At 40.7% G+C, this 21883-nt stretch carries 15 protein-coding genes and 2 tRNA genes; 10 read left to right on the forward strand and 7 right to left on the reverse strand.

Annotated features, from left to right (window positions below):
* Positions 1–11: 11 nt before the first annotated feature.
* Both ACWICE_RS17665 and ACWICE_RS17670 read right to left on the reverse strand, forming a co-directional pair.
* Positions 12–1919, reverse strand: coding sequence for a RagB/SusD family nutrient uptake outer membrane protein (locus tag ACWICE_RS17665; RefSeq protein ID WP_185214049.1), 1908 nt, complete (start codon positions 1917–1919; stop codon positions 12–14).
* 10 nt (positions 1920–1929) lie between these two features.
* Positions 1930–5052 (reverse strand): SusC/RagA family TonB-linked outer membrane protein, encoded by a 3123-nt coding sequence (locus ACWICE_RS17670; protein WP_454298906.1) that lies wholly within the window; start codon positions 5050–5052, stop codon positions 1930–1932.
* A 359-nt stretch (positions 5053–5411) separates the two neighbouring features.
* Between ACWICE_RS17670 and ACWICE_RS17675 the strand changes: the two genes are divergently transcribed.
* The 4 genes from ACWICE_RS17675 to ACWICE_RS17690 all read left to right on the forward strand — a co-directional run bounded on the left by ACWICE_RS17675 (position 5412) and on the right by ACWICE_RS17690 (position 9436).
* Positions 5412–6887, forward strand: coding sequence for a xylulokinase (locus tag ACWICE_RS17675; RefSeq protein WP_454298907.1), 1476 nt, complete (start codon positions 5412–5414; stop codon positions 6885–6887).
* Between the two features lie 12 nt (positions 6888–6899).
* Positions 6900–8228 (forward strand): xylose isomerase, encoded by a 1329-nt coding sequence (xylA, locus tag ACWICE_RS17680; RefSeq protein WP_185217608.1) that lies wholly within the window; start codon positions 6900–6902, stop codon positions 8226–8228.
* Between the two features lie 157 nt (positions 8229–8385).
* Positions 8386–8459 (forward strand) — tRNA-Asn (locus tag ACWICE_RS17685).
* A 56-nt stretch (positions 8460–8515) separates the two neighbouring features.
* Complete coding sequence (locus ACWICE_RS17690) at positions 8516–9436, forward strand: PfkB family carbohydrate kinase (protein ID WP_454298908.1); 921 nt, start codon at positions 8516–8518, stop codon at positions 9434–9436.
* A 115-nt stretch (positions 9437–9551) separates the two neighbouring features.
* Here ACWICE_RS17690 and ACWICE_RS17695 read toward each other — a convergent pair whose 3' ends face one another.
* Positions 9552–10067: an RNA polymerase sigma factor gene (locus ACWICE_RS17695; protein WP_185214044.1), complete on the reverse strand. Its 516-nt coding sequence runs from the start codon at positions 10065–10067 to the stop codon at positions 9552–9554.
* Positions 10068–10352: 285 nt separating this feature from the next.
* Entirely contained in the window at positions 10353–11369 is a 1017-nt protein-coding gene (gene murB, locus ACWICE_RS17700; protein ID WP_454298909.1) for a UDP-N-acetylmuramate dehydrogenase, read from the reverse strand.
* Between the two features lie 102 nt (positions 11370–11471).
* Between murB and ACWICE_RS17705 the strand changes: the two genes are divergently transcribed.
* Positions 11472–12083 (forward strand): TetR/AcrR family transcriptional regulator, encoded by a 612-nt coding sequence (locus tag ACWICE_RS17705; RefSeq protein WP_185214042.1) that lies wholly within the window; start codon positions 11472–11474, stop codon positions 12081–12083.
* Here ACWICE_RS17705 and ACWICE_RS17710 read toward each other — a convergent pair.
* Both ACWICE_RS17710 and ACWICE_RS17715 read right to left on the reverse strand, forming a co-directional pair.
* Positions 12072–13049 carry a YpdA family putative bacillithiol disulfide reductase gene (locus tag ACWICE_RS17710; RefSeq protein ID WP_454298910.1) on the reverse strand — a complete coding sequence of 326 codons (978 nt, stop codon included), beginning with the start codon at positions 13047–13049 and terminating at the stop codon, positions 12072–12074. The two genes, ACWICE_RS17705 and ACWICE_RS17710, sit on opposite strands and share 12 nt — an antisense overlap.
* On the reverse strand, positions 13033–15231 hold the full coding sequence (locus ACWICE_RS17715; protein WP_454298911.1) for an FUSC family membrane protein: 2199 nt from the start codon (positions 15229–15231) through the stop codon (positions 13033–13035). The genes ACWICE_RS17710 and ACWICE_RS17715 overlap by 17 nt, the downstream gene beginning before the upstream one ends.
* A gap of 314 nt (positions 15232–15545) precedes the next feature.
* On the opposite strand from ACWICE_RS17715, the gene ACWICE_RS17720 reads away from it, so the two are divergent.
* From ACWICE_RS17720 to ACWICE_RS17740, 5 genes are all read left to right on the forward strand, one after another.
* Positions 15546–18122 (forward strand): phosphoenolpyruvate carboxylase, encoded by a 2577-nt coding sequence (locus tag ACWICE_RS17720; RefSeq protein ID WP_454291255.1) that lies wholly within the window; start codon positions 15546–15548, stop codon positions 18120–18122.
* A gap of 78 nt (positions 18123–18200) precedes the next feature.
* On the forward strand, positions 18201–18821 hold the full coding sequence (locus ACWICE_RS17725) for a hypothetical protein (protein WP_185214038.1): 621 nt from the start codon (positions 18201–18203) through the stop codon (positions 18819–18821).
* Between the two features lie 10 nt (positions 18822–18831).
* Positions 18832–19854 carry a Gfo/Idh/MocA family oxidoreductase gene (locus tag ACWICE_RS17730; RefSeq protein WP_185217605.1) on the forward strand — a complete coding sequence of 341 codons (1023 nt, stop codon included), beginning with the start codon at positions 18832–18834 and terminating at the stop codon, positions 19852–19854.
* 79 nt (positions 19855–19933) lie between these two features.
* A complete protein-coding gene (locus ACWICE_RS17735) occupies positions 19934–20821 on the forward strand; it encodes a Ppx/GppA phosphatase family protein (protein ID WP_185214036.1) in 888 nt (295 codons plus the stop codon).
* A 45-nt stretch (positions 20822–20866) separates the two neighbouring features.
* A tRNA-Leu gene (locus tag ACWICE_RS17740) sits at positions 20867–20950 on the forward strand.
* A 138-nt stretch (positions 20951–21088) separates the two neighbouring features.
* Here ACWICE_RS17740 and ACWICE_RS17745 read toward each other — a convergent pair.
* The gene (locus tag ACWICE_RS17745) at positions 21089–21883 is read right to left on the reverse strand and encodes a (Fe-S)-binding protein (RefSeq protein WP_185214035.1); all 795 of its coding nucleotides are present in this window, start codon (positions 21881–21883) and stop codon (positions 21089–21091) included.

Raw genomic sequence — 21883 nt, forward strand, 5'->3', positions numbered from 1 at the left:
GTAATTTTCTCTTATTCTGCTTTAGGACCCAATACTGTTCCTTCATCAGGCACGATTAATGGTTTTTCATTTCTTTCCGCGCCAGGGTAACCAATGTTCTGGTTGATAATTCCCTTTAGGTTAGTGTTGATCGCTCCAGCTGGAACCGGCCAAAGGATATGGTGAACGGATATTTTGTATTCTGCCCATTTATGTTTTACGCCTTTGTTGTAGAAATTGCTTTTTGCTACCACACGGTCATACCAGAAGTTCACCCCATTTTGTTTGATGTTGGAATTGGTACCTCCTGGTCCGCTGATGTTTTCAAGGCTGTAGACCCTTCCTCCAAAAATTTCACATGGCTTTCTGGTCTTAGCATAGGTATATGACATCCGGACCAATTCTACGTGCCTGTTTTCTTCGTAGTAAAGCTCTCTTGCGCGTTCATCTAGGATTTCCCCGATATTGACATCTCCTGCCTGTATAGGGGTTGCGCCGGCTCTTGTCCTAACTTCATTAAGCGCATTTGCAGCCATTCCAGGTTGGTTCTTCCAGTAATATGATTCCGCTAAAAGCAAATAAACTTCAGCCGAACGATATACATACCAAGGGGTTTCCCCGCCTGTCCAAGTGGAGCTCAAAGGATCTGGTACAAAAACCTTGTAATGTGGCCATGAGAACCAAAGACGGATGGTGTCTTCTGGGCTCATACTAGGGCTTTTGACGAAGTTTTTTCCATACCATTGACTTCCCTTAGCTTTTAGGTCTGGGCTGTTATATTTCAAGTCTTCCATGCGTTTCCAGCTGTTCATATTGTGGATGCCGCGTAGGTCGTTCTTTTCTTTGTCGGCTCTCCAGATCGAGTTGCTGAAATACCATGTAGGTCTCAACCTTCCAATTCCTCTTCCATAGGATTTGTTGAGGTCCATGGATGGGTCGGTTTCGCCCGGGGCCAAGTTTACATTGGTTCCTGTTTGGCCATCTGGTGTTTTGATATTTCCATTATTCCAGAATGGAACGGCATTACGCATGGTTTCGATTCTAGCTGAACCCTCTGCTTCTGGATAGGCAACTACATACATTAGACCTTCGGTATTGCTCATGTCCAGCTTTGCTTCAACACTGTGGAGATCAAACATCAAGTTTGTATTAGGTCGGTTCTGGTTGACGGTAAACCTGTTCTTCATCAAAGGATGTTTGGCTACTACTTCGTTTCCAACTTTGATGGCCAGATCAAAATCCTCAAGTGCCATAGCTACTTTCATCAATAGGATTCCGCAAGCTGCTTTCGAGGTCCTTCCACGATCAACTATTTCCGGTACCCATTGGTATGCAAATTCTAGATCTTTTTTCAGTCTTTTTAAGATGCTCCAGCGATCGTAAGAATAGAAATCGTATTTAGGCTCGTTGATTTCCCAGTCCAGGAAAGGGACATCTCCAAATTGATGAACCAATTTGTAATAGCGATAAGCACGTTGGAAATAGGCTGCACCCAGGATAGCGTTCTTTTCAGCGTCATCCTTAAAGGTTGCATTGTCTATTCTGGCGATCACCGTATTGGCATATTTGATCCCTTTGTAGGCTTCATACCAATACCAACCCACACGCGTATTGTTTTCATGGTTAAGCTGTGCATCAGGTAGGAGTGCGATGTCCATGTTCATTTGAGGACCGGCTTTGTCCGTAGTCCCTTCAACAGCCACATCCGATTGGATGATTTCGGTCAGGATAGGTGCGCCATCTCCAAAAAATTCATGTCGCATATTCCGCTCACAGGCGGTCAGTGCCGAGTAAAGTCCTTCAGGTGTAGATAGGGCTACTTCAGGGGCATAGAAGGATAGGGGTTGAGGTTTTAGCCAATCTTTGCTACAGCTTTCCATCAAGGTGATGGAAGCAGTGCCAAATAAGCCGATATATAATAGTTTCTTATAAGTTTTCATGATCAATAGGTTATAGTGAGAAATTAAGGCTTAGGTTGTAGGTTCTAGGAACAGGAAATCCTTCTGGGTCACCAAATTCCCAATGTGGAGCCCACATGGCGGCATTTCTTACAGAAGCGGAAATCCTCAGGTTTCGGATGCTTACTTTTTCCAAGATGTTGGAAGGCACCAAGTATGAAAGAGAAATGTTCTCTAACCTAACAAAGGACTTATTGATGTAATTTGATCCGATATTCTTTGAACCGATTCTCGCATAATCATCGATTGGGTTTTCAGGAGTCCAACGAGGCATCACATAATCAGTGGTTCGGTCTGCGAAGTTACTGTTGTTTGCTGCACGGTTGAATCCATCAGTTTGTCCCCAATTGGAGTAAATGAACACAGAAAGGTTGAAGTTTTTATAGTTGAAGTCATTTCTCCAAGACCAACGGAATCGCGGTGTTTTGTACCTTTGGAAGATACGGTCAGCATCAGTCATCACGCCATCGCCATTCTGGTCAATATATTTGAAATCTCCAGGTTGTAATCCGAATTTTTCAGCTTCATCAATTTCATTTTGTTGCCAGATTCCTTGTCTTTCGTAATCCCAGATACGGTCAGGGTCTTGTCCGATAAACCATCTGTTCTTGATGTCATCAGCTTCTTTCTGGCCAATAACATTGCCGGCATCATCTTTAATGTCCACCATGTCGCCATAAAGAGTTACGATCTTTCTGCGGTTTAGCATGAAAATGAAGTTAGAAGACCAGTTAAAGGTTTCTTTTTGGATAATGTTTCCAGTTAAGCTCACGTCGATACCATGGCTTTTAAGTTCTCCTAAATTGGCTGCTACGCTGCTGAAACCAATAATTTCAGGTAGTTCGCGGTCAACTAATAGGTCATGGGTTGTTGCGGTGTACAGGTCAATCGCACCAGATAGGCGGTTCTTGAACATCGCGAAATCCAAACCTAAGTTATAAGAGGCTTTGTTTTCCCATTTTAGCCCCAGGTTGGCCATGCGGTTCACATACAATTGTGAGCCTAGGTAAACATTTCCTTTGGAGTCGATATATGGATGTAAGCCTGAGGTCATATCAGAAAGTGCGTCATACTGTGGGATATCGCGGTTACCATTTCTTCCCCAAGTCAATCTTAGTTTTCCGTAGTCTAACCAAGATTTAGTTCCTTCCATAAACTTCTCATTCGTGAAATTCCATGCGAAGGCCAGTGCAGGGAAGGTTGCACGAGGGTTTTGAGAACCGAATGCAGAATAACCGTCACGACGTACCGATGCGGTGAAAAGGTAGGTGTCTTTGAAAGAGTAGAATAAACGACCCATTAAGGCATCTCCAGTGCGGTAAGTGTCATCACTTTCATTCAAAGGAACCGTTCCGGCCTGTATTCTATGCCAGCCTAAGATATCGCTAGGAACGAAGTTGGAAGCCGTAGCTTTGGTTCTCCAATATTGACCTTTTTCAGCATTTTGAAGTAAAGTAACCTCAAAGTTGTGATCTCCAAAGGCTTTTTTCCAACGCAGGACGTTGTCAATCTGCCAGTTGTAGGTCCTGAAGAAGGAACGTTCCGCCGTTCCGCCCTTAGCTGCCCATTCTGGGTTCAGGGAAGAATCGTGATTGTAGTATTCTCTCCAGATGAATGATGGCGTAAAGTTGGATTGGATTTCAAATCCATAAGGTAATGTGATAACGCCGTATAGAGTTGCATTTAAAGTGTTATAGCGATCCACACGGTCTCTAAACATATTATCGAAGAATGGGTTTACTGGAGTAACATCGCCCGTAGGCAATCTTCTGTAAAGGCTGTTCGGATCATCGATATTGTTAGACCCATATGGAGGAATAATTGCTGATTGCCCCCAATCTGCCTGTAGGAAACCTTCGTTTCTGGCAGCAAAGTTGGCGTTGGTTCCAACTTTCAAGAAGTTGGTGATCTTGGATTCCAAGTTGATCCTGGTCCTGAAGTTCTTGAACCGGTTTCCAACGATAAAGCCTTCGCGATCTACATGGTTAAGGGAGAAATAGTAGTTTAGGTTATCCGTTTTATTGGAAATACTTGCTGTATAATCTTGCTGGATTCCTTTGTGAAAAACTTGATCTTGCCAGTTTGTTTCTTTCCCAATCAGGTAATTTTCAATTTCTGGAGATCTCATTTCTAACCTTGCTAACCAAGAACGGATCAATTGTTCTTCCGTTACGGTTGTTGCAGGGTCTTTTTGGTCATAGTTATACCATGCCAATTGATCCACATTTGTCAATTTTCTTGGATCCACAAACATTTCAGGATATTTGTCGTGGTAATCTTGGGCTCTTTTACCCATTTCATAATCATAGCGATAGGCTAGGAATTCCTGTCCATTCATGACTCTTGGCATGTAGGAGTTTTCTACGAAGCCAAAATTGCCATTCAACGTAATGGTTGGTTTACCGGAAGCACCGCGTTTGGTAGTGATCAATACGACGCCATTTGCTGCTCTAGCACCATAAACTGCAGTTGCACTTGCATCTTTTAGGATATCGATGGAAGCAATGTCATTTGGGTTGATATCAGCAAATGTTCCATCAAAGATAACCCCATCTACTACATTGAGTGGGCTAGCGCCAGCTTTTAGGGTTCCTCTTCCTCTTACCAGAAGATCCGCGTCGCCCTTCGCTGTATTTCCTTGGCTGATTACAATACCTGCAGCATTTCCTCTCAATAGATCTTGGACCGACCTAGGGGCTTCTTTTTCAAGCTTTTCGGCTTGTACAGAAGCAACGGCACCAGTAAGGTCCTTTCGTTTTTGAGTACCATAACCTACTACAACGACTTCATCTAAGTCTTCTGCTTTAGGTTGCAAAGAAATCTGTAAATCTTGACTGTTGATTGAAACGGTCTGTGTATTGAAGCCCGTGTGGGTAATTGTCAGGGTTCCTCTAGTACCGTTTGTTAATTCCAGTTCAAATTTTCCGTCTCCATCAGATAAGGTTCCATTTTTTGTACCTGTCTGCATGATGCTGGCTCCTTCAACAGGAGTGCCATCCGTTGATTTGACGGTCCCTCGTATGAGGTTTTGGTTTTGCTGTGAAAAACAGGGGTCTGCAGAGAGCAGAATCATCCAAAACGAGAATAGGATGAGTAAAACATACTGTTTTGTCATAATTTAAAGAGTTTAAGGTTTACAATTCATTTTCCTTTTCGAAAGCTTGGTAAATAGGCTTAGGAAGCGGAAAATGGAGTTAGATAATGAATGATCTGTAATGGTTTATATCACAATAATAACCAATAAAGTAACTGACTTTGCTAAACCGTTATATCTTTATTTACGAAAACGTTATAGTTGAAAAGAGTGAATGAATGAGGTGTTTTTTGGTTGATTATCAGTGTTTTGTGTGTTTTTAGCTTTAGGTTTGGAAGGGCGTTGATAAAACTGTGCTTTTCATGATTTCATAATAGAGTATAGGTCTTATTTTAAAAATAATTATATTGTGGAATCAACTTATCCATTATAAACAATTTATGCTATTACTAGGGATTGACTTAGGGACCTCTTTTATTAAAGTTTCCGTGTTGGATGCACAGACCGGGAAACGAATTGTTTCTGCCCAATATCCAGAGACGGAATCTGAAATCATTTCGCAGCAAAAAGGTTGGGCTGAACAAGACCCTGAACTTTGGTGGCAAAATACCAAGAAAGCCATATTGAAAGCCAATGCTAGTGGTCAATATGATCCGAAGGATATCGCTGCCATTGGAATTGCCTATCAAATGCATGGCCTAGTGCTGGTTGATAAGGACCAGAAAGTACTGCGCAATTCCATTATTTGGTGTGACAGTAGGGCAGTGGAAATTGGAAACGAGGCTTTCCAATCCTTGGAACCTAAAGGTTTTCTAAGATCCCATCTTAACTCTCCTGGTAATTTTACGGCATCAAAACTGTCTTGGGTAAAGAACAATGAGCCTGAATTGTATGAAAGGGTTCATAAGTTTATGCTTCCAGGCGATTTTTTATGTATGTGCCTGACTAAGCAGATCAATTCTAATCCGAGTTCCATTTCTGAAGGCATTCTTTGGGATTTCGAAAAAGACACCTTATCAGATACTTTATTGGATTATTATGGTATAGATCAGTCTTTAGTCCCTGAAGTGCAAGCAATCTTTTCAAACTATGGTTCCATCGATAAGGCTGTAGCCACTGAATTAGGACTTTCGGAGAAAGCTATAGTAAGCTATAAGGCAGGAGATCAACCTAATAATGCTTTATCCCTTGGTGTAATTGATGCTGGAGAAGTCGCTGCAACGGCCGGTACCTCTGGTGTGATCTATGCGGTTGCAGACCATTTGATTTTTGATAAGCAATCACGGGTGAACAGTTTTGCCCATGTCAACCATAGTAAAGAACAAAGTAATATCGGTGTGCTATTATGTATTAATGGAACCGGTATCCAAAATAGTTGGATCAAAAAGCTGACAGCTCAAGGCCTGGATTACGATCAGATAAACCAAAAAGCCGCTGGAGTCGCTATTGGTTCTGAAGGGATTGTAGTATTGCCATTTGGGAATGGTGCTGAGCGCATGCTGAACAATAAAACTGTTAATGGGCATATTGAGAATCTCGACTTTGTGCGACATGACGCTTCCCATATTTGGCGTGCCGTCCAAGAAGGGATAGCCCATTCGTTTCGTTATGGTCTAGATATCATTAAGGAAAATGAAATCCATCCTACGGTTATTAAGGCCGGTTATGCCAACATGTTCCTGAGCCCTGTGTTTCAGCAATCCTTTGCTGGTGTAACCAATGTACCAGTAGAACTTTATGAGAATGACGGAAGCGTTGGAGCGGCATTAGGAGCAGGAATTGGAGCACAGCTGTATAAAGATAAAAAAGAGGCATTCTCGGGCTTGAAAAAGATAAAGACCATCGAACCTCAGCAGAAGGATATCTATAATGACCTCTATGCAAATTGGAAGGAAAGTTTATTACAGAAATTATAATCAACTATAAATATGAAAGTTTTAATTGGAGAAAAAGAGTATTTCAAGAATATCGGGCAAATCAAGTACGAAGGCTTAGATTCCGATAATCCATTGGCATTTCGCTGGTATGATGCTAAAAAAGTAATCGGCGGAAAGACTATGGAGGAGCATTTTAAATTTGCATGTGCCTATTGGCATTCATTCAATGGAAACGGAGCGGATCCTTTTGGTGGGCAGACCCATTTCTTTCCTTGGGATGAAAAATCGAAAACACTAGATCGCGCAAAAGATAAGATGGATGCCGCTTTTGAGTTTATGACGAAATTGCAATTGCCATATTACTGTTTCCATGATGTAGATTTGGTGGACTATGGTAATGATGTCAATGAAAATGATTCCAATCTGGCTGCAATCGTCGAATATGCGAAGGAAAAACAAAAAGAAAGTGGAATTAAGTTGTTATGGGGTACAGCCAATCTTTTCAGCCACCATCGTTATATGAATGGGGCTTCCACCAATCCTGATTTCCATGTTTTGGCGCATGCTGGGGCTCAAGTGAAAGCAGCTTTAGATGCAACAATAGCCCTAAAAGGTGAAAACTATGTGTTCTGGGGTGGTAGAGAGGGGTATATGTCCTTGTTGAATACCAACATGAAACGCGAACAGGAGCATTTGGCAAAATTCCTACATATGTCAAAAGATTATGCTCGTAAAAATGGATTTAAAGGAACATTTTTTATTGAGCCGAAGCCATGTGAACCAACAAAACATCAATATGATTATGACTCCGCGACGGTTATCAGCTTCTTAAGGCAATATGATCTTTTGGATGATTTTAAATTGAACATTGAGGTTAACCATGCAACATTAGCTGGTCATACTTTCCAACATGAATTACAGGTTGCAGCGGATGCAGGAATGTTAGGTTCAATCGATGCCAACCGTGGGGATTACCAAAACGGATGGGATACCGATCAATTCCCAAATGATCTGAATGAATTGACAGAAGCGATGTTGATTATTTTGGAAGCAGGAGGCTTACAAGGCGGTGGAGTGAACTTCGACGCGAAGATCAGAAGAAATTCAACTGACCCAGAAGATTTGTTCTATGCTCATATTGGCGGGATGGATGCCTTTGCCAGAGCATTGGTTACAGCAGATAATATCCTTCAGAAATCTGAGTTCAAAAAAATCCGTAAGGATCGTTATGCAAGTTTTGACAAAGGAAAAGGAGCGGAGTATGAACAAGGCAAATTGACTTTAGAGGATCTGAGAAGCTATGCGGTAGAGAACGGTGAGCCAGAAATGAGAAGTGGAAAACAAGAATTCCTGGAGAATTTAGTCAATCGTTATATTTAGTAGATCGAATTGATAAGATAATTTTCGTTGGATATGAGTGGATTACGTATTGAAAGGCTTTTTATTAATAAATTTTCAATTTTTTGTTTGTGAATTAATTATTAAAAACCTATTTTTGTACCACTTTGAAGATGAGGGCAACCTTATCAATTCGAATTCCTGAATAGCTCAGTTGGTTAGAGCATCTGACTGTTAATCAGAGGGTCGCTGGTTCGAGCCCAGCTTCAGGAGCAAGATAAAACAGCCGGCCAATCGCCGGCATTTTTTTTATAACATAATTTATATCCATGAGTTTAGTAATCGTTGGAACAGTTGCTTTCGATGCCATTGAAACCCCATTTGGCAAAACAGATAAAATCGTAGGTGGAGCAGCAACATTTGCTGGATTAGCAGCATCTTATCTATTCCCAGATGTTAAATTAATTTCTGTAATTGGTGAAGACTTTGGAGATGATAACTTAAACATCATCAAATCAAGAGGGATCAATGTTGAAGGTATTGAAGTTATTCCTGGAGGAAAATCTTTCTTCTGGTCTGGAAAATACCATAATGATATGAACAGCCGTGATACATTGATCACTGAACTGAACGTATTGGCTGATTTTGACCCTAAAATCCCTGCTTCTTATCAAGACTGTGAATATCTGTTGTTGGGTAACTTGACCCCAGCGGTACAGATGGCAACTTTGAAACGTTTGGATAAGAAACCGAAGTTAGTGGTATTGGATACTATGAACTTCTGGATGGATGTGGCATTAGATGAGTTGAAAGAGGTGTTGAAGCAAGTTGATGTGTTGACAATTAACGATGCAGAAGCGAGACAATTGTCTGGAGAGTACTCATTGGTGAAAGCAGCAGAGAAGATCCTTCAGATGGGACCTCAGTACCTGATCATTAAAAAAGGTGAGCACGGAGCTTTGTTGTTTGGAGAAGGACAAATCTTTTCAGCGCCTGCATTACCATTAGCAGATGTGTTTGATCCAACAGGAGCCGGAGATTCTTTTGCAGGTGGTTTTATCGGATATTTAGCAAAGCTACAGTCCGTTAATTTTACCAATATGAAGAACGCGATTATTTTTGGATCTGCTTTGGCTTCTTTTTGTGTGGAGAAATTCGGAACAGAAAGATTGCAGAATTTGAGCAGTGAAGAAATTTCGGAGCGTATTCAGGAGTTTGTAAAACTTTCAAAATTCGAGATAAGCGAATAAGCTTATCTCGAATTTCTTTTTAGGCTTCCCTTAAATTAGCGTAAAAGTTTTAAGGGGATATGGCTTAATCTACCTAAACCTTTAATAATATTTTTTTTCGGATGCTTAAAGAGAATTAATTCTCTTTGAATTTATATGCAGTAAGTGTCTTTTTCATGGACTTTCTTGCTACATGTATCCTTGTTTTTACTGTTCCTATTGGAATCTGCAAATGGTCAGATATTTCATGGTATTTATAACCTTCGAAATACATGGTGAAAGGAACATAATATTCATCGGATAACTTGGAAAGAGCATAGTTGATGTCTTCCATGATGAATTTGTTTTCACCATTGTTTTTTGCTGCAGATACAACTAGGTTAATTTGTGAGATTTCTTCCTCCTTTGTGATAAAGGAATTCGTTTTTACTATGCGACGGTAATTATTGATAAAGGTGTTCTTCATAATGGTATAAAGCCAACCTTTCAAATTGGTTCCGTCCCTGAAGTTCTTGAAGTACGTGACGGCCTTTAGTAAGGTGTCCTGTACTAAGTCGTTAGCATCTTCATGATCACGGGTGAAGTTTCTGGCATAACTTCGAAGTGATTCAGAGTGCTTAACAACTAGTGAGTTAAATTCGATCTTGTTCATACAATTAGCGATTATAGTATAGTTAAATGATGCGATGTGTTTCAGGCAAGAGCCTGATTTAAGCTGAACAACCGAAAAAATTATTAAGCCATAATATTTCTACGCTACTATGTACAATTCTTGTGCAGTAAATTAATAAAATTGTGGATATCGATATTTTAGTAGAAGGAATTTTCGCAATACGAAAGTAGATTAAAAACCTGTATCGCCTTTTATTGTATTATAATCGATGATTATTGTTTTATAATAAAAAAAATATCGGAGTCACGAAAATGTGGAAAACTTTTATAGTATGTTTACTTCACGTTCTAAAAGTACTCCAAACTGTGTATTGACATCGTCCACAATAGTAGACGATACTTCAAATATTTCATTACCCGATGCTTTTCCGATGTTTGTGAGGACTAAAGCCTGATTTTTCCACACGGCAACCTGTCCAACCGATTTTCCCTTCCAGCCACATTGCTCTATCAACCAACCTGCCGCAAGCTTTTCATGGTCGGGGTCCATGGTATAATGTACGATATCGGGAAATTGTTTTTGAAGTTCTGAAAATTGTGCTTTCGTGATAATTGGATTTTTAAAAAAACTGCCTGCATTGCCTATAGTGGAAGGATCAGGAAGTTTTTCAACACGGATATAGGATACCACCTCTGCGACATCTTTGATGCTTGGAGTACGAATTCCCCTTTTCTCCAATTCGCTTTCAATGGCTCCATAGCTCGTGTTGATCTTTCCAAACAGTTCAAGCTTGTAGGTCACACTGCAGATAATGAATCTACCCTTATAATCCCTTTTGAAGATACTGTCACGATAGGAGAATCGGCAATCTTCATTGTTGAAAGTGATAAACTCCCCAGTTTTACAATCAAATGCACGGCATGAATAGAAGATATGCATCAATTCCTGTCCATAGGCGCCGATGTTCTGGATAGGGGATGCGCCAACTGTTCCTGGAATCAGGGCCATGTTTTCCAAACCTGGGAAATCATGGTCTATACAGTACCAAACGAGGTCGTTCCAAACTTCTCCGCCAGCAGCAGTGACGAATACTTGGTTTCCTTCAATGAAATGTTGTATCCCTTTATTGGCCACATGGACGATGAGTCCTAGATAGTCTTTGGTGAAAAGTACATTGCTTCCACCGCCTAAGATGAAAAATTCGTTTTCAAAAGCTCCTGCAGAAAATAAGTCTTTTAAAACCTGCTCATCTTCTACTTTAATATATTGATTTGCCATGGCCTCAATACCAAAAGTATTTAGGTTTTTTAGGGATTTATTCTCTTGAGTCGCGTTTTTCATTTTTTTGACCGAATCCTTTAAAAGTTCGAAAAATTAATCTATCTTAGTTTACAAGGCTGTAAAGATAGGTAAACGGCAAATTATAAACTAATTTTATTGTGTATGGCAAAAAATGCAGATGCGAAAAGGGTGAAGATATTGGAGGCGGCAAAGCGTAGATTTGCACATTATGGATTAGCAAAAACGACCATGGCAGAGATTGCCCAAGATCTATCATTTTCTAAAGCCTTACTTTACTATTACTTTCCGGATAAAAACAGATTATACGCCGCAGTATTTGAAATGGCGGTTGATGAGATCGTGAATGAAACCACGGAAAAAATCTCCCAATCCAAAAGTGTCAATGAAGCTATGGATGCTTTCCTCTGTACCAGATTACGCATTATCAAAGACAACTTTAATCTGTTCGAATTCAGTTATTCGCTAAGAAATGAGATGCCACCAGATATCGAAGCGATTTTACCTTCTCTGTTCGAAAAGGAAATCAAACAGGTCTGCCTCGTTTTGCGAAAAGGTTTGGAGACCAAAGAGATCGAAGTCGAAGAAATTGAAATAACCGCCAAGATCTTGTTGATTTCTTTATTGGGGATGCGTATAGGTATCCTTCAGGAATTTAAGAATCTTTTCCTGCCACCATCCAAAGAAGAGTTTGATTATATCCTGAACCTTCAGAAAAAATTGGCAAAAATCTTTATCAATGGCCTAAGAGTTTAGGTTCTTTTCCACAATATTTTTCACGATGAGGTGAGCATGGATCCTAGAGTTTTCTATGAACCATAGGTGCGTGTTCAATCCTCCGCAAACGACTCCAGCCAGATAGAGGTTTTCTACGTTTGTTTCCATCGTTTCGGGATTATGGGCGGGAATACAAGGTGCCGTTGTAGGAACATCGATACCGACCTTTTCAAGGAATTCAAAGTTTGGTCGATAGCCTGTCAGTGCCAAAACAAAATCATTTTCGATACTGATCAGTCCTTTTGGAGTCGAGACCTGAACTTCTCTTTCCCCGATACTTACAATATTTGATCGGTAATGGACCTTAACCTCTCCATTTGAAATGCGGTTCTCGATATCTGGGCGGACCCAATATTTTACCCTTGGACTTACTTCCTTGCTTCTGATGATCAATGTAACATCTGCACCTTTTCTATAGGTTTCAAGTGCTGCATCAATGGAAGAATTGCTGGCTCCAACGACAATAACTTTTTGGTTAGCATAATAATGAGGGTCATCATAATAGTGCCTTACCTTATCCAAACCTTCACCCGGTACTCCGAGGTACATTGGGATATCATAAAAACCTGTAGCTACGATTACATTTTTGGCTCTATAGATCGATTTGGTGGTAGTGACCTGAAAAGTGCCATCAATTTTGTTGATGGTTAATACCTCTTCAAATAGATGGGTTTTTAAATTGAACTTCTTTTCTACCCGACGATAATATTCCAAAGCTTCTGCACGTCTGGGCTTGGGGTTTGTTGTGACAAAAGGCGTGTCGCCGATCTCCAATCGCTCCGAGGTGGAGAAAAAAGTCATGTTGATCGGATAATTGTATAGGGAGTTTGTCAAACAGCCCTTTTCAATGATTACATGGCTTAAGTTGTTTTTCTTTGCTTCAATTCCACAGGCGATCCCAATCGGACCTCCGCCTACTATCAATACATCAATTAAGTTGTCCATTTGCCATTTCTATTTGTCCAGGATGGATAGTGCTTTCTTTCTCCATCACATCCAAGGTAGATTTGTATAAATCTGAGGAAATTTTATTTAAAAATTGCAATTGTTCTGTAATTAATTTGGTTTCCACCGGGTTCAACGTTTCAGGCGTAATCTCGGGAAAATCACTTACAGGAATAAATTCATCTGCACCTTTAATGGGAACAGCCTCGATAGATTTGCTGACATTCTGAAGCACCTTTTTCAAGAGTGTCAAGTGTTCCTTGGTGTAGTTAGTATCTGTAGCTTCCGTTAATTGCGTTAGCAAGGTGGCTCCATAGGAGGAAAGGATATGGTTTAAGATAACCAATCTATTGACCTCTTTGGTGCTCTTTTGCCTCCATTTAGGTTCAGAGAGCATTCTCTGGAAAGTAGAACCCATATTGGCAGAAGCAATGTAGAGTTCCTTGCGCGAAAGCTTATAGCTGGTCACCGTGATCTCTTCGCCTGATAAAATCCTAACCGCCTGAGCGAGGTATTTATAATTGGCAATCAACAATTGCCTGATATTGTTCTTGACCTGGAAACTTTCCCAATTTGGAAAAATAATATAACTCGATAAGAAGGCGATCATACCACCCAGGAACGTGTCGAAAATCCTTTCCTTAGCAACCTCAAAAGTGTTGAGTCCTGAAAAGCTCAGCATAATCAAGACGTATGGTGTCATGAACATGACTGCCATAATATAGTTGACCCTAAATAGGCTATAGGCAATCAAGAAAAAGAATATCAAAATAACGAACCTGGCTACCTCCGAATGTACGGTCATCAAGATTATCGCGCCTATGATACCCCCTATGATAGTCCCCAAGAGGCGTTGGAAGTTCCTTTCTTTGGTCAATCCGAACCCTGGTTTCAAGATCACCATAATGGTCAGTAATATCCAATAACTTCCCATAGTGCCGATATTGAAAAAATCCAGATTGAAAACGACATAGGTAATGGCCATTACGATAGCCATCCGTAGAGCGTGCCGGAAAATACTTGAATTGAAGGAAAGGTTATCCTTCAATTTTCTCAAGTCAATATGTTCGGTTTGGATAAACTTAGATGCTTCCTCGATTTCCTGTTTCTTGATGTTGTTCGGTCTTACAACCGCATAATTATAGATGTTATGGATAAAAATGCTGATGTTCCTCACGCTGATCAAGATCTTTTTCAGCGGGATACTATTGATGTTTTCTTTTTTCTCGAGCGCATCGATGGAGCGCATGATGTTTTCAATATCCTCCTTAAAATTGTACAGCGGCTTTGGGACACGATTGGCATTCAATTGATAGGCAAGGTGGTCCAATTCGTTTGCTGTCTTAAGCAATAGGTGCTTAAAATCCTTTAAGATGCCCGTATGGCCATATTCCTTTCTGATCAATTCATAATCATAATGGGTGGTCATGGACTGTTCAAATAGATCTACTACATCATTAAAGGTCAAGGTCAGGTACCGGCCAATTTTGGTGGTGTCCTTAATGGACCTTTTGCTTTGGAAAAGCAGATCCCGCACATTTTCTTGATGCTCATGTACTTCAATCTGTTTATCGATGAGTTTAGTGTAGTTCTCATCAATAGATTTATTTATATCATAGAAATTTGCGCGAAGTCTAATGAAATCACCTACGTGCCTAATGGTTTCTGAAAGCTCCTGTTGGGCCAATCGATAGGGTCTAGCCTGGGTAATCGAGAAACTGATGAGCATATACCAAATAGCACCTAGGGAGAAATAGAAGAGGAGCATGATTTCCTCTTGGAAGCTGTTCACATCATCGACATAGATCAGCATGATCAGGATCCCCATCGATCCAACGGTGGCTGCCCGTGCATTGAAGACGGCAAACATGGAATAGGTAAAACAAAGAAAGCCCAATACGACAGCCATGATCCAAATATTCCCATTGGCTAAAAAGGTGATGAACTGGGTCAGGATACATACGATTAAGCAAGCGATCATCCCGGTCCTGCGATGCGATGGAGCTCCAGGTGTGTCGGAAAGTCCCACTAATAATGCCCCCAAAGAAATATAGGTTCCCAAGAGGAATTTGCCCAAAGAGGCACAGATCAAAATGGGAACAACACAACCAATGGTAATGCGAAGACCGTCAGCAAAATACTGACTGTAGAAGAAATTGCTTAATTCTTTGGTTTTTTTCATGTTTTGTCGAAACAAAGATACGTAAGCAGTGGTTAAATAATGGAGTAAAATGCATGAAATTCAATAAAATCTTTAATTATCCAAGCGATTGAACCCATGTCGTGAAAATTTTAATGATCCGTTCCTTAAACTGAGGAAATATGAGATAGATTTTAAAGTTTCCATATTTAAATACATAGCCTACATTATCAAAATAGCAATATTTTTGTTTAGTTAGTGTAAATAATACAATTAGTTACTTAAAAAGATATTAAAATGATATATTTGTGTTTGTTCACAAATCAACTATCAAAAATCAAGATACGTTACTTACTATGAGATTAAGCCAAAAGACAATAGCTTTTCAGAATGAAGTCCTCACGAGGTTCGATTTATATAAAAGTTTGTTCTTGACTTTGCCCTTTCAAAGGGTAAAGCATACGGGGACTATTCTACCATTTTTTACGACCCATTGTGAAAAAGGAGTGGAGGAGCATTTATCGCCTGAGGTTATCATCGATAGTTTCTTCGGTCAATATGAGCAGTACGTTCAGGAAGATGACCGTCTAGACTTGTTATTTCGCATTGTTCAATATATAGAACGTCAGGTTGTTTTATTTGATGCGGTGGAAGATTCTGCCTTCAGGGCCGTTGGAAAAAGCGATGAAACCGGCGGATTGGAATCCATTTTCAATCTTGCCCAGACAAATCCCCAATTAAAGAAACAGGTCGTTTCCAGATTAAAGGATATGTCCGTTAGGTTAGTTTTGACCGCACACCCGACCCAGTTCTATCCTGGTCCAGTGCTGTCCATCATCAATGACCTGATTGATGAACTCAAGAAAAACGATATTCCAACCATACACCTGTTGCTTCAGCAATTAGGGAAAACCCCATTTATCAATAAGCAAAGTCCGACTCCGGTGGATGAGGCCATCAGTTTGGCTTGGTTCCTTGAAAACGTCTTTTATAGTGTTGCATCGGGAATCGAAGCTAAAATAGAAGATGAGCTGGAAATCAATCCTAAGGATGTCAATCACCTTATCGAGTTAGGATTTTGGCCAGGTGGCGACCGTGACGGGAATCCAAATGTGACCTGGGAAAGCACGAAAAAGGTGGCAAATCTGTTGAGAACCATTCTCTTTAGATGTTATTATCGTGATTTCAGGATCGTAAAAAGAAGGATTACCTTCCGTGGGGTGGAACAGTACATGGAAGAGCTTCAAGAGCTGTTCTATGAAAACAGCTTCAACCCAAGTGATAAACCTGTCGATGAAACAGAAAGGATCTTGCACAACCTGACCGAGATCATTCGCGTACTGAAAGAAAACCATGACGGACTGTTTGTAGAGATCGTGGAAGATTTGAGACGAAAAGTCCAAACTTTCGGCTGCTATTTCACGACTTTAGATATCCGCCAAGACAGCAGTGCCTTGCGTAGTACCTTTGATTGGTTGGTAAAAACCTATCCCAAAGAGACGGGAATTAAACTAAAAGAGATTGAAGGCTCGGAAGAAGAGAAGGAAAAACACATCAAATTCACCGAAGCAAACCTAGAATTGCAGGATGGCATAGATCCACTTGTCGAAGATACCATTAAGGTTATCCGATTGATCAAGGAAATCCAATCCACAGGAAGTGAAAGAGCTGTTCAACGCTTTATAATTTCCAATTGCCAACAGGCATCCGATATCTTGGGCTTGATGCAGCTATTCCTATGGGAGGGCTGGACCAAGAAAGATCTAACCATGGATTTTGTTCCTCTATTCGAAACCGTTGATGATCTGAAGCATGCAGCCGACGTAATGCGCAGCTTATATTCAAATCCCGTGTATGCTGCTCACCTGAAGAAAAGAGGAAACAAACAGACCATTATGCTGGGTTTCTCTGATAGCACCAAGGATGGCGGTTACCTGATGGCCAACTGGTCGATCTATAAAGCTAAGATCGAATTGACAGCCATTTCAAGGGAGTATGATGTGGATCTGATATTCTTCGACGGTCGTGGTGGCCCTCCAGCGCGTGGCGGTGGTAAAACCCAGCGTTTCTATGCTTCCATGGGTAAGGAGATCGAAAACAACCACATTCAATTGACGATCCAAGGTCAGACCATCAGTAGTCAGTATGGCTCGTTGGATTCTGCAAAATATAATATTGAACAATTGCTACATGCAGGCTTGATCTCTGATCTGCAGCAAAGGGTAGGCGATACATTGACAGCAAAGCAGAAGGATGTAATCGATCGCATGGCAGCAGAGAGCCATCAGAAATTCTTGGAATTAAGGCATCATCCTTTGTTCCTGAAATATCTGGAAACCTTAAGTCCATTGAAATCACTATCCAGCATGAATATCTCCAGCAGGCCGATGAAGAGAAATTCGGGTAGGGAATTGAGGTTGGAAGACCTTCGTGCCATCAGTTTTGTGACTTCCTGGAGCCAGTTGAAACAGAATATCCCTGGATTCTTTGGTGTAGGTTCGGCTTTGCAATGGGCAGAGGACAATAACCTTTGGTCTTATGTGAAGAACCTGTACGAAACTTCAGGTATGTTCAATACGGTAATCGACAACTGTATGATGTCCATGACAAAGTCCAATTTTGATATCACGTCCTACATGAAAGACGATGCAAGATTTGGTGAATTCTGGACAATGTTGAAAGATGAGTTCGATTTAACCAAGAAATATCTGTTAAAACTGACCGGCATGAAAGAATTAATGGAAAATTATCCAGTGGAAAGAGCTTCTATTTTAGAGAGAGAAAAAATTATCCTTCCATTGTTGATTATCCAGCATTATGCCATCCGTTTGCTTGAAAAGCAGAAAATGGAAGAGTCTAAAGCAGAAACATACCGCAAATTAATCGGCCGTACCATTTATGGAGTGGTGAATGCAGGAAGAAATTTAGCTTAGATTGATTTTGAATTAGATAGAAATAGGCATTAATAGGGATATTTTTTTATTTTTGTGTGTTTTTAAAATAATAAAGCGATGAAATTAAATACATTATTAGTTGCAGCAGTTCTTGCAAGTACTTCTTTATCTTCTTGTGTTTTCAAAACGGCTGATGAAAACCAATTGAAATACACACATACGACATTGGTTGATGGTGATGCGTATGCTTTCTTCAGACAAGTAGGGTCCATCGCACCTTATGAGGTATCCTACGCAGAGCATGTAGCTACAGTGGGTAATGCACAGGCGAAAGATGCTGCCGCAAAAGCTGCTAAATTTTTCTCTGATATCCTTCCTCAAATGGATTCATTGGCGACTAAATACCATGTTGATTTCCCAATCCTAGGAACGGAGAAATTCACAGGTGAAGGTCAAGAAAATATTGCCGTTGAACCGAATGAAGCTCCAGTTGTTGTTAATGATTCTACTATCGCAGATTCTGCAGCTCCTTTGGCTTTACAACATGCTAAAGTTTATTCTGACCAGGAGTACTTAAGCCATATCCAACATCAAGTTGCTTTGGTAAAAGAACAATTCAGAAGACTTTCTCGTAATACCAATAAAGATTTGCGTGATTTTGCACAATCCCAAACAGAAACTGTTGCTCAGTTGTTTACTGCCGTAGGTGGTAAAGCAGATGCCCATGCGCATCACTAAGCAAAGATAAATGACAGAAAACAAGATAGTTACAGGTATATTGTCGTATGGAATGTCCGGAAGGGTATTCCATGCGCCATTTATAGAGGTTAACCCAAACTTCGAATTAAGAGGAATTGTAGAGCGATCCAAGAAATTGGCGCAGGATAGATACCCAAATATCATCAGCTATGATTCAGTAGACGACTTGATCAACGATCCTGAGATTGAATTGGTCATTGTCAACACTCCCAACGATACCCATGTTGAGTTCGCGTTAAAAGCTCTGAAGGCCGGCAAACATGTGCTGATCGAAAAGCCTTTTGCACCAACTGCACCGGAAGCAAATGTGCTCTTTAAGGTGGCAAATGATATGGGAAAACATATCTTACCTTTCCATAACCGCCGTTTTGATGCCGATTTCCTGGCACTGAAGAAGGTCATAGAGAACAATGAGGTTGGGCGTCCAATCGAATTGCACATTCGCTTTGATCGCTTTAAACCAGAGTTGGGTCCAAAGCTGTTTAAAGAAACTAAAATCCCAGCATCAGGGGTCATTTACGACCTCGGTTCACACTTACTTGACCAGGCTATTTCCTTATTTGGCAAGCCTAAAGCGATGACCAAGGTTCGGGGCGTTTATAGGCCAGGTTCCATTGTGGATGACTATGGTTGTATTATCCTGAATTATACCTCTGGCTTGAATGTGTATATCACGGCTAGTCTTTTAGTGGCCAATCCTCAAGCTAGTTTTGTGCTCCATGGCACCAAGGGTAGTTTCATCAAAAATAGAACCGACGTGCAAGAAGCACAATTGATCGATGGGATGCTCCCTAACAATCCTGCCTATGGAATCGAGCCTGAAGGAATGGAAGGGGTCTTGACCAGTCCGGATGAAGAAGGTAATTTGGTTTCTAGGTTTGTTCCTGCTGAATTAGGGAATTACATGGAATTATTCGATGAAGTCTATCGCACAATTCGGGAAGATGAACCTTACTTTGTCACTAAAGACCAAATTCTTTGGCAGTTAGAGATTCTAGAACCAAATAAATAAAACTTCTATTTAATATAAAGTTTACATTTAGTTAATTTAGGATTTTTAACATTGTTAAACTTTTCAAATCTAATATAACGTGAGATATGCCGCTATTGATATCGGTTCAAATGCAGTCCGCCTGTTGATTGCCGATATTATTGTAAGAGAGAACGAAATCACATTTAACAAAAACACTTTACTTCGGGTTCCCCTTCGATTGGGAGACGACGCCTTTATACATCAACATATTTCTGAAGGAAAGTTTGAGAGCATGATCAAGACCATGAGTGCTTTCAGGAACCTCATGGATGTCTATAAGGTTTCCGATTATATGGCTTGCGCTACATCTGCCATGCGTGATGCAGACAATGGAAAGGATGTTGTCAAGGCATGTAAGGAAGCAGGCGTAGACATTGATATTATTGATGGGGCAATAGAGGCCCAGATCATATACAATGTGCATAGCCATACCAGCATGGACAGAAATAAGGTTTATCTATATATCGATGTAGGTGGCGGTAGTACCGAGATATCATTGTTCGCCAATGGTGACTTGGTGGCTTCTAGATCCTTTAACCTAGGTACTATCCGTATCTTGGATAATCAAGATAGTCCGGAGACATGGGATGATATGAAGTTATGGGTGAAGAACATTACCAAAGGGTATAAGAATATTTATGGTATAGGAAGTGGAGGTAACATCAACAAGCTATCTCGTTTAGCTAATGAAAAAGCTGATAAGCCAATTTCATATGCGAAACTGAAAGCTTTATATGTATACCTGAACTCTTATTCATTGAAAGATAGGATCAATGTGCTTGAATTAAAGCAAGATAGGGCTGACGTTATTATTCCGGCCTCCGAGATCTTCTTGACCATTATGAAAGTAGGGCACCTGAAGAATATCATGGCGCCACGTATCGGTCTGGCTGATGGAATAATCCAAACATTGATCAATAAAAATCTGAAGAAGGAAAAGGTCTAAATTCGTTGCAAAAATCAAAATAAAGAGTATTTTTGCGATGTCTAAGCCCAGGTGGCGAAATTGGTAGACGCACCATCTTGAGGGGGTGGCGCCCGATTGGGTGTGGCAGTTCGAATCTGCTCCTGGGCACTCTGAAAATGATAGAAGAAGTTATCTTGCTTAGATAGCTTCTTTTTTTGTTCCCCTATATTAACCCCAACAAAAAATCCCCTTTGATTATCAACAAAGGGGATTTTTTAGGCCTTACTACTGGACCATTATGTTTCCCTACAGGTTATTGGCTTTTGCCGTAATCTCCGCAATATCCAGCACCTTGATTTCCTGTTCTTTTTCTTTTACTTTGACACCATCGCTCAACATGGTCATGCAGAATGGGCATGCGGCAGCAACGATGCTCGCTTTGGATTCAATGACGTCTTCAATTCGCTCTACATTGATATCCTTGTTACCCTTTTCAGGTTCCTTGAACATCTGGGCACCTCCAGCACCACAGCACAGTCCGTTCGATTTACAGCGTTTTAGTTCCACAAGGTCAGCATCCAGTACCTCTAGTGCTTTGCGAGGGGCCTCATATACCCCGTTCCCACGTCCTAGATAACAAGGGTCATGGAAGGTGATCTTCTTCCCTTTAAATTCATGGCCATCGGCAGGTCTCAGTTTTCCCTCATCGATCAAGGATTGGATCAACTGCGAGTGGTGGATCACTTCGTAATGGCCGCCTAAGCTTGGATATTCATTCTTGATGGTGTTGAAACAATGCGGACAGGCCGTAACGATCTTTTTGATTTCATAACCATCCAGAACCTGGATGTTCATCATTGCCTGCATCTGAAATAAAAACTCATTCCCTGCACGCTTTGCCGGATCGCCGGTACAGCTTTCTTCGGTCCCTAAAATGGCATATTTGATGCCTACATGTTGGAGGATCTTGCAGATGTCCCTGGTAATGCGCTGCGCACGTTCGTCAAAACTTCCTGCACAGCCAACCCAGAACAACAGGTCTGGACTTTCGCCCTTGGCAACTAATTCTGCAACTGTAGGTATATGTAGTTGATTTTCCAT

Source organism: Sphingobacterium sp. NPDC055346 (genome assembly GCF_053645235.1).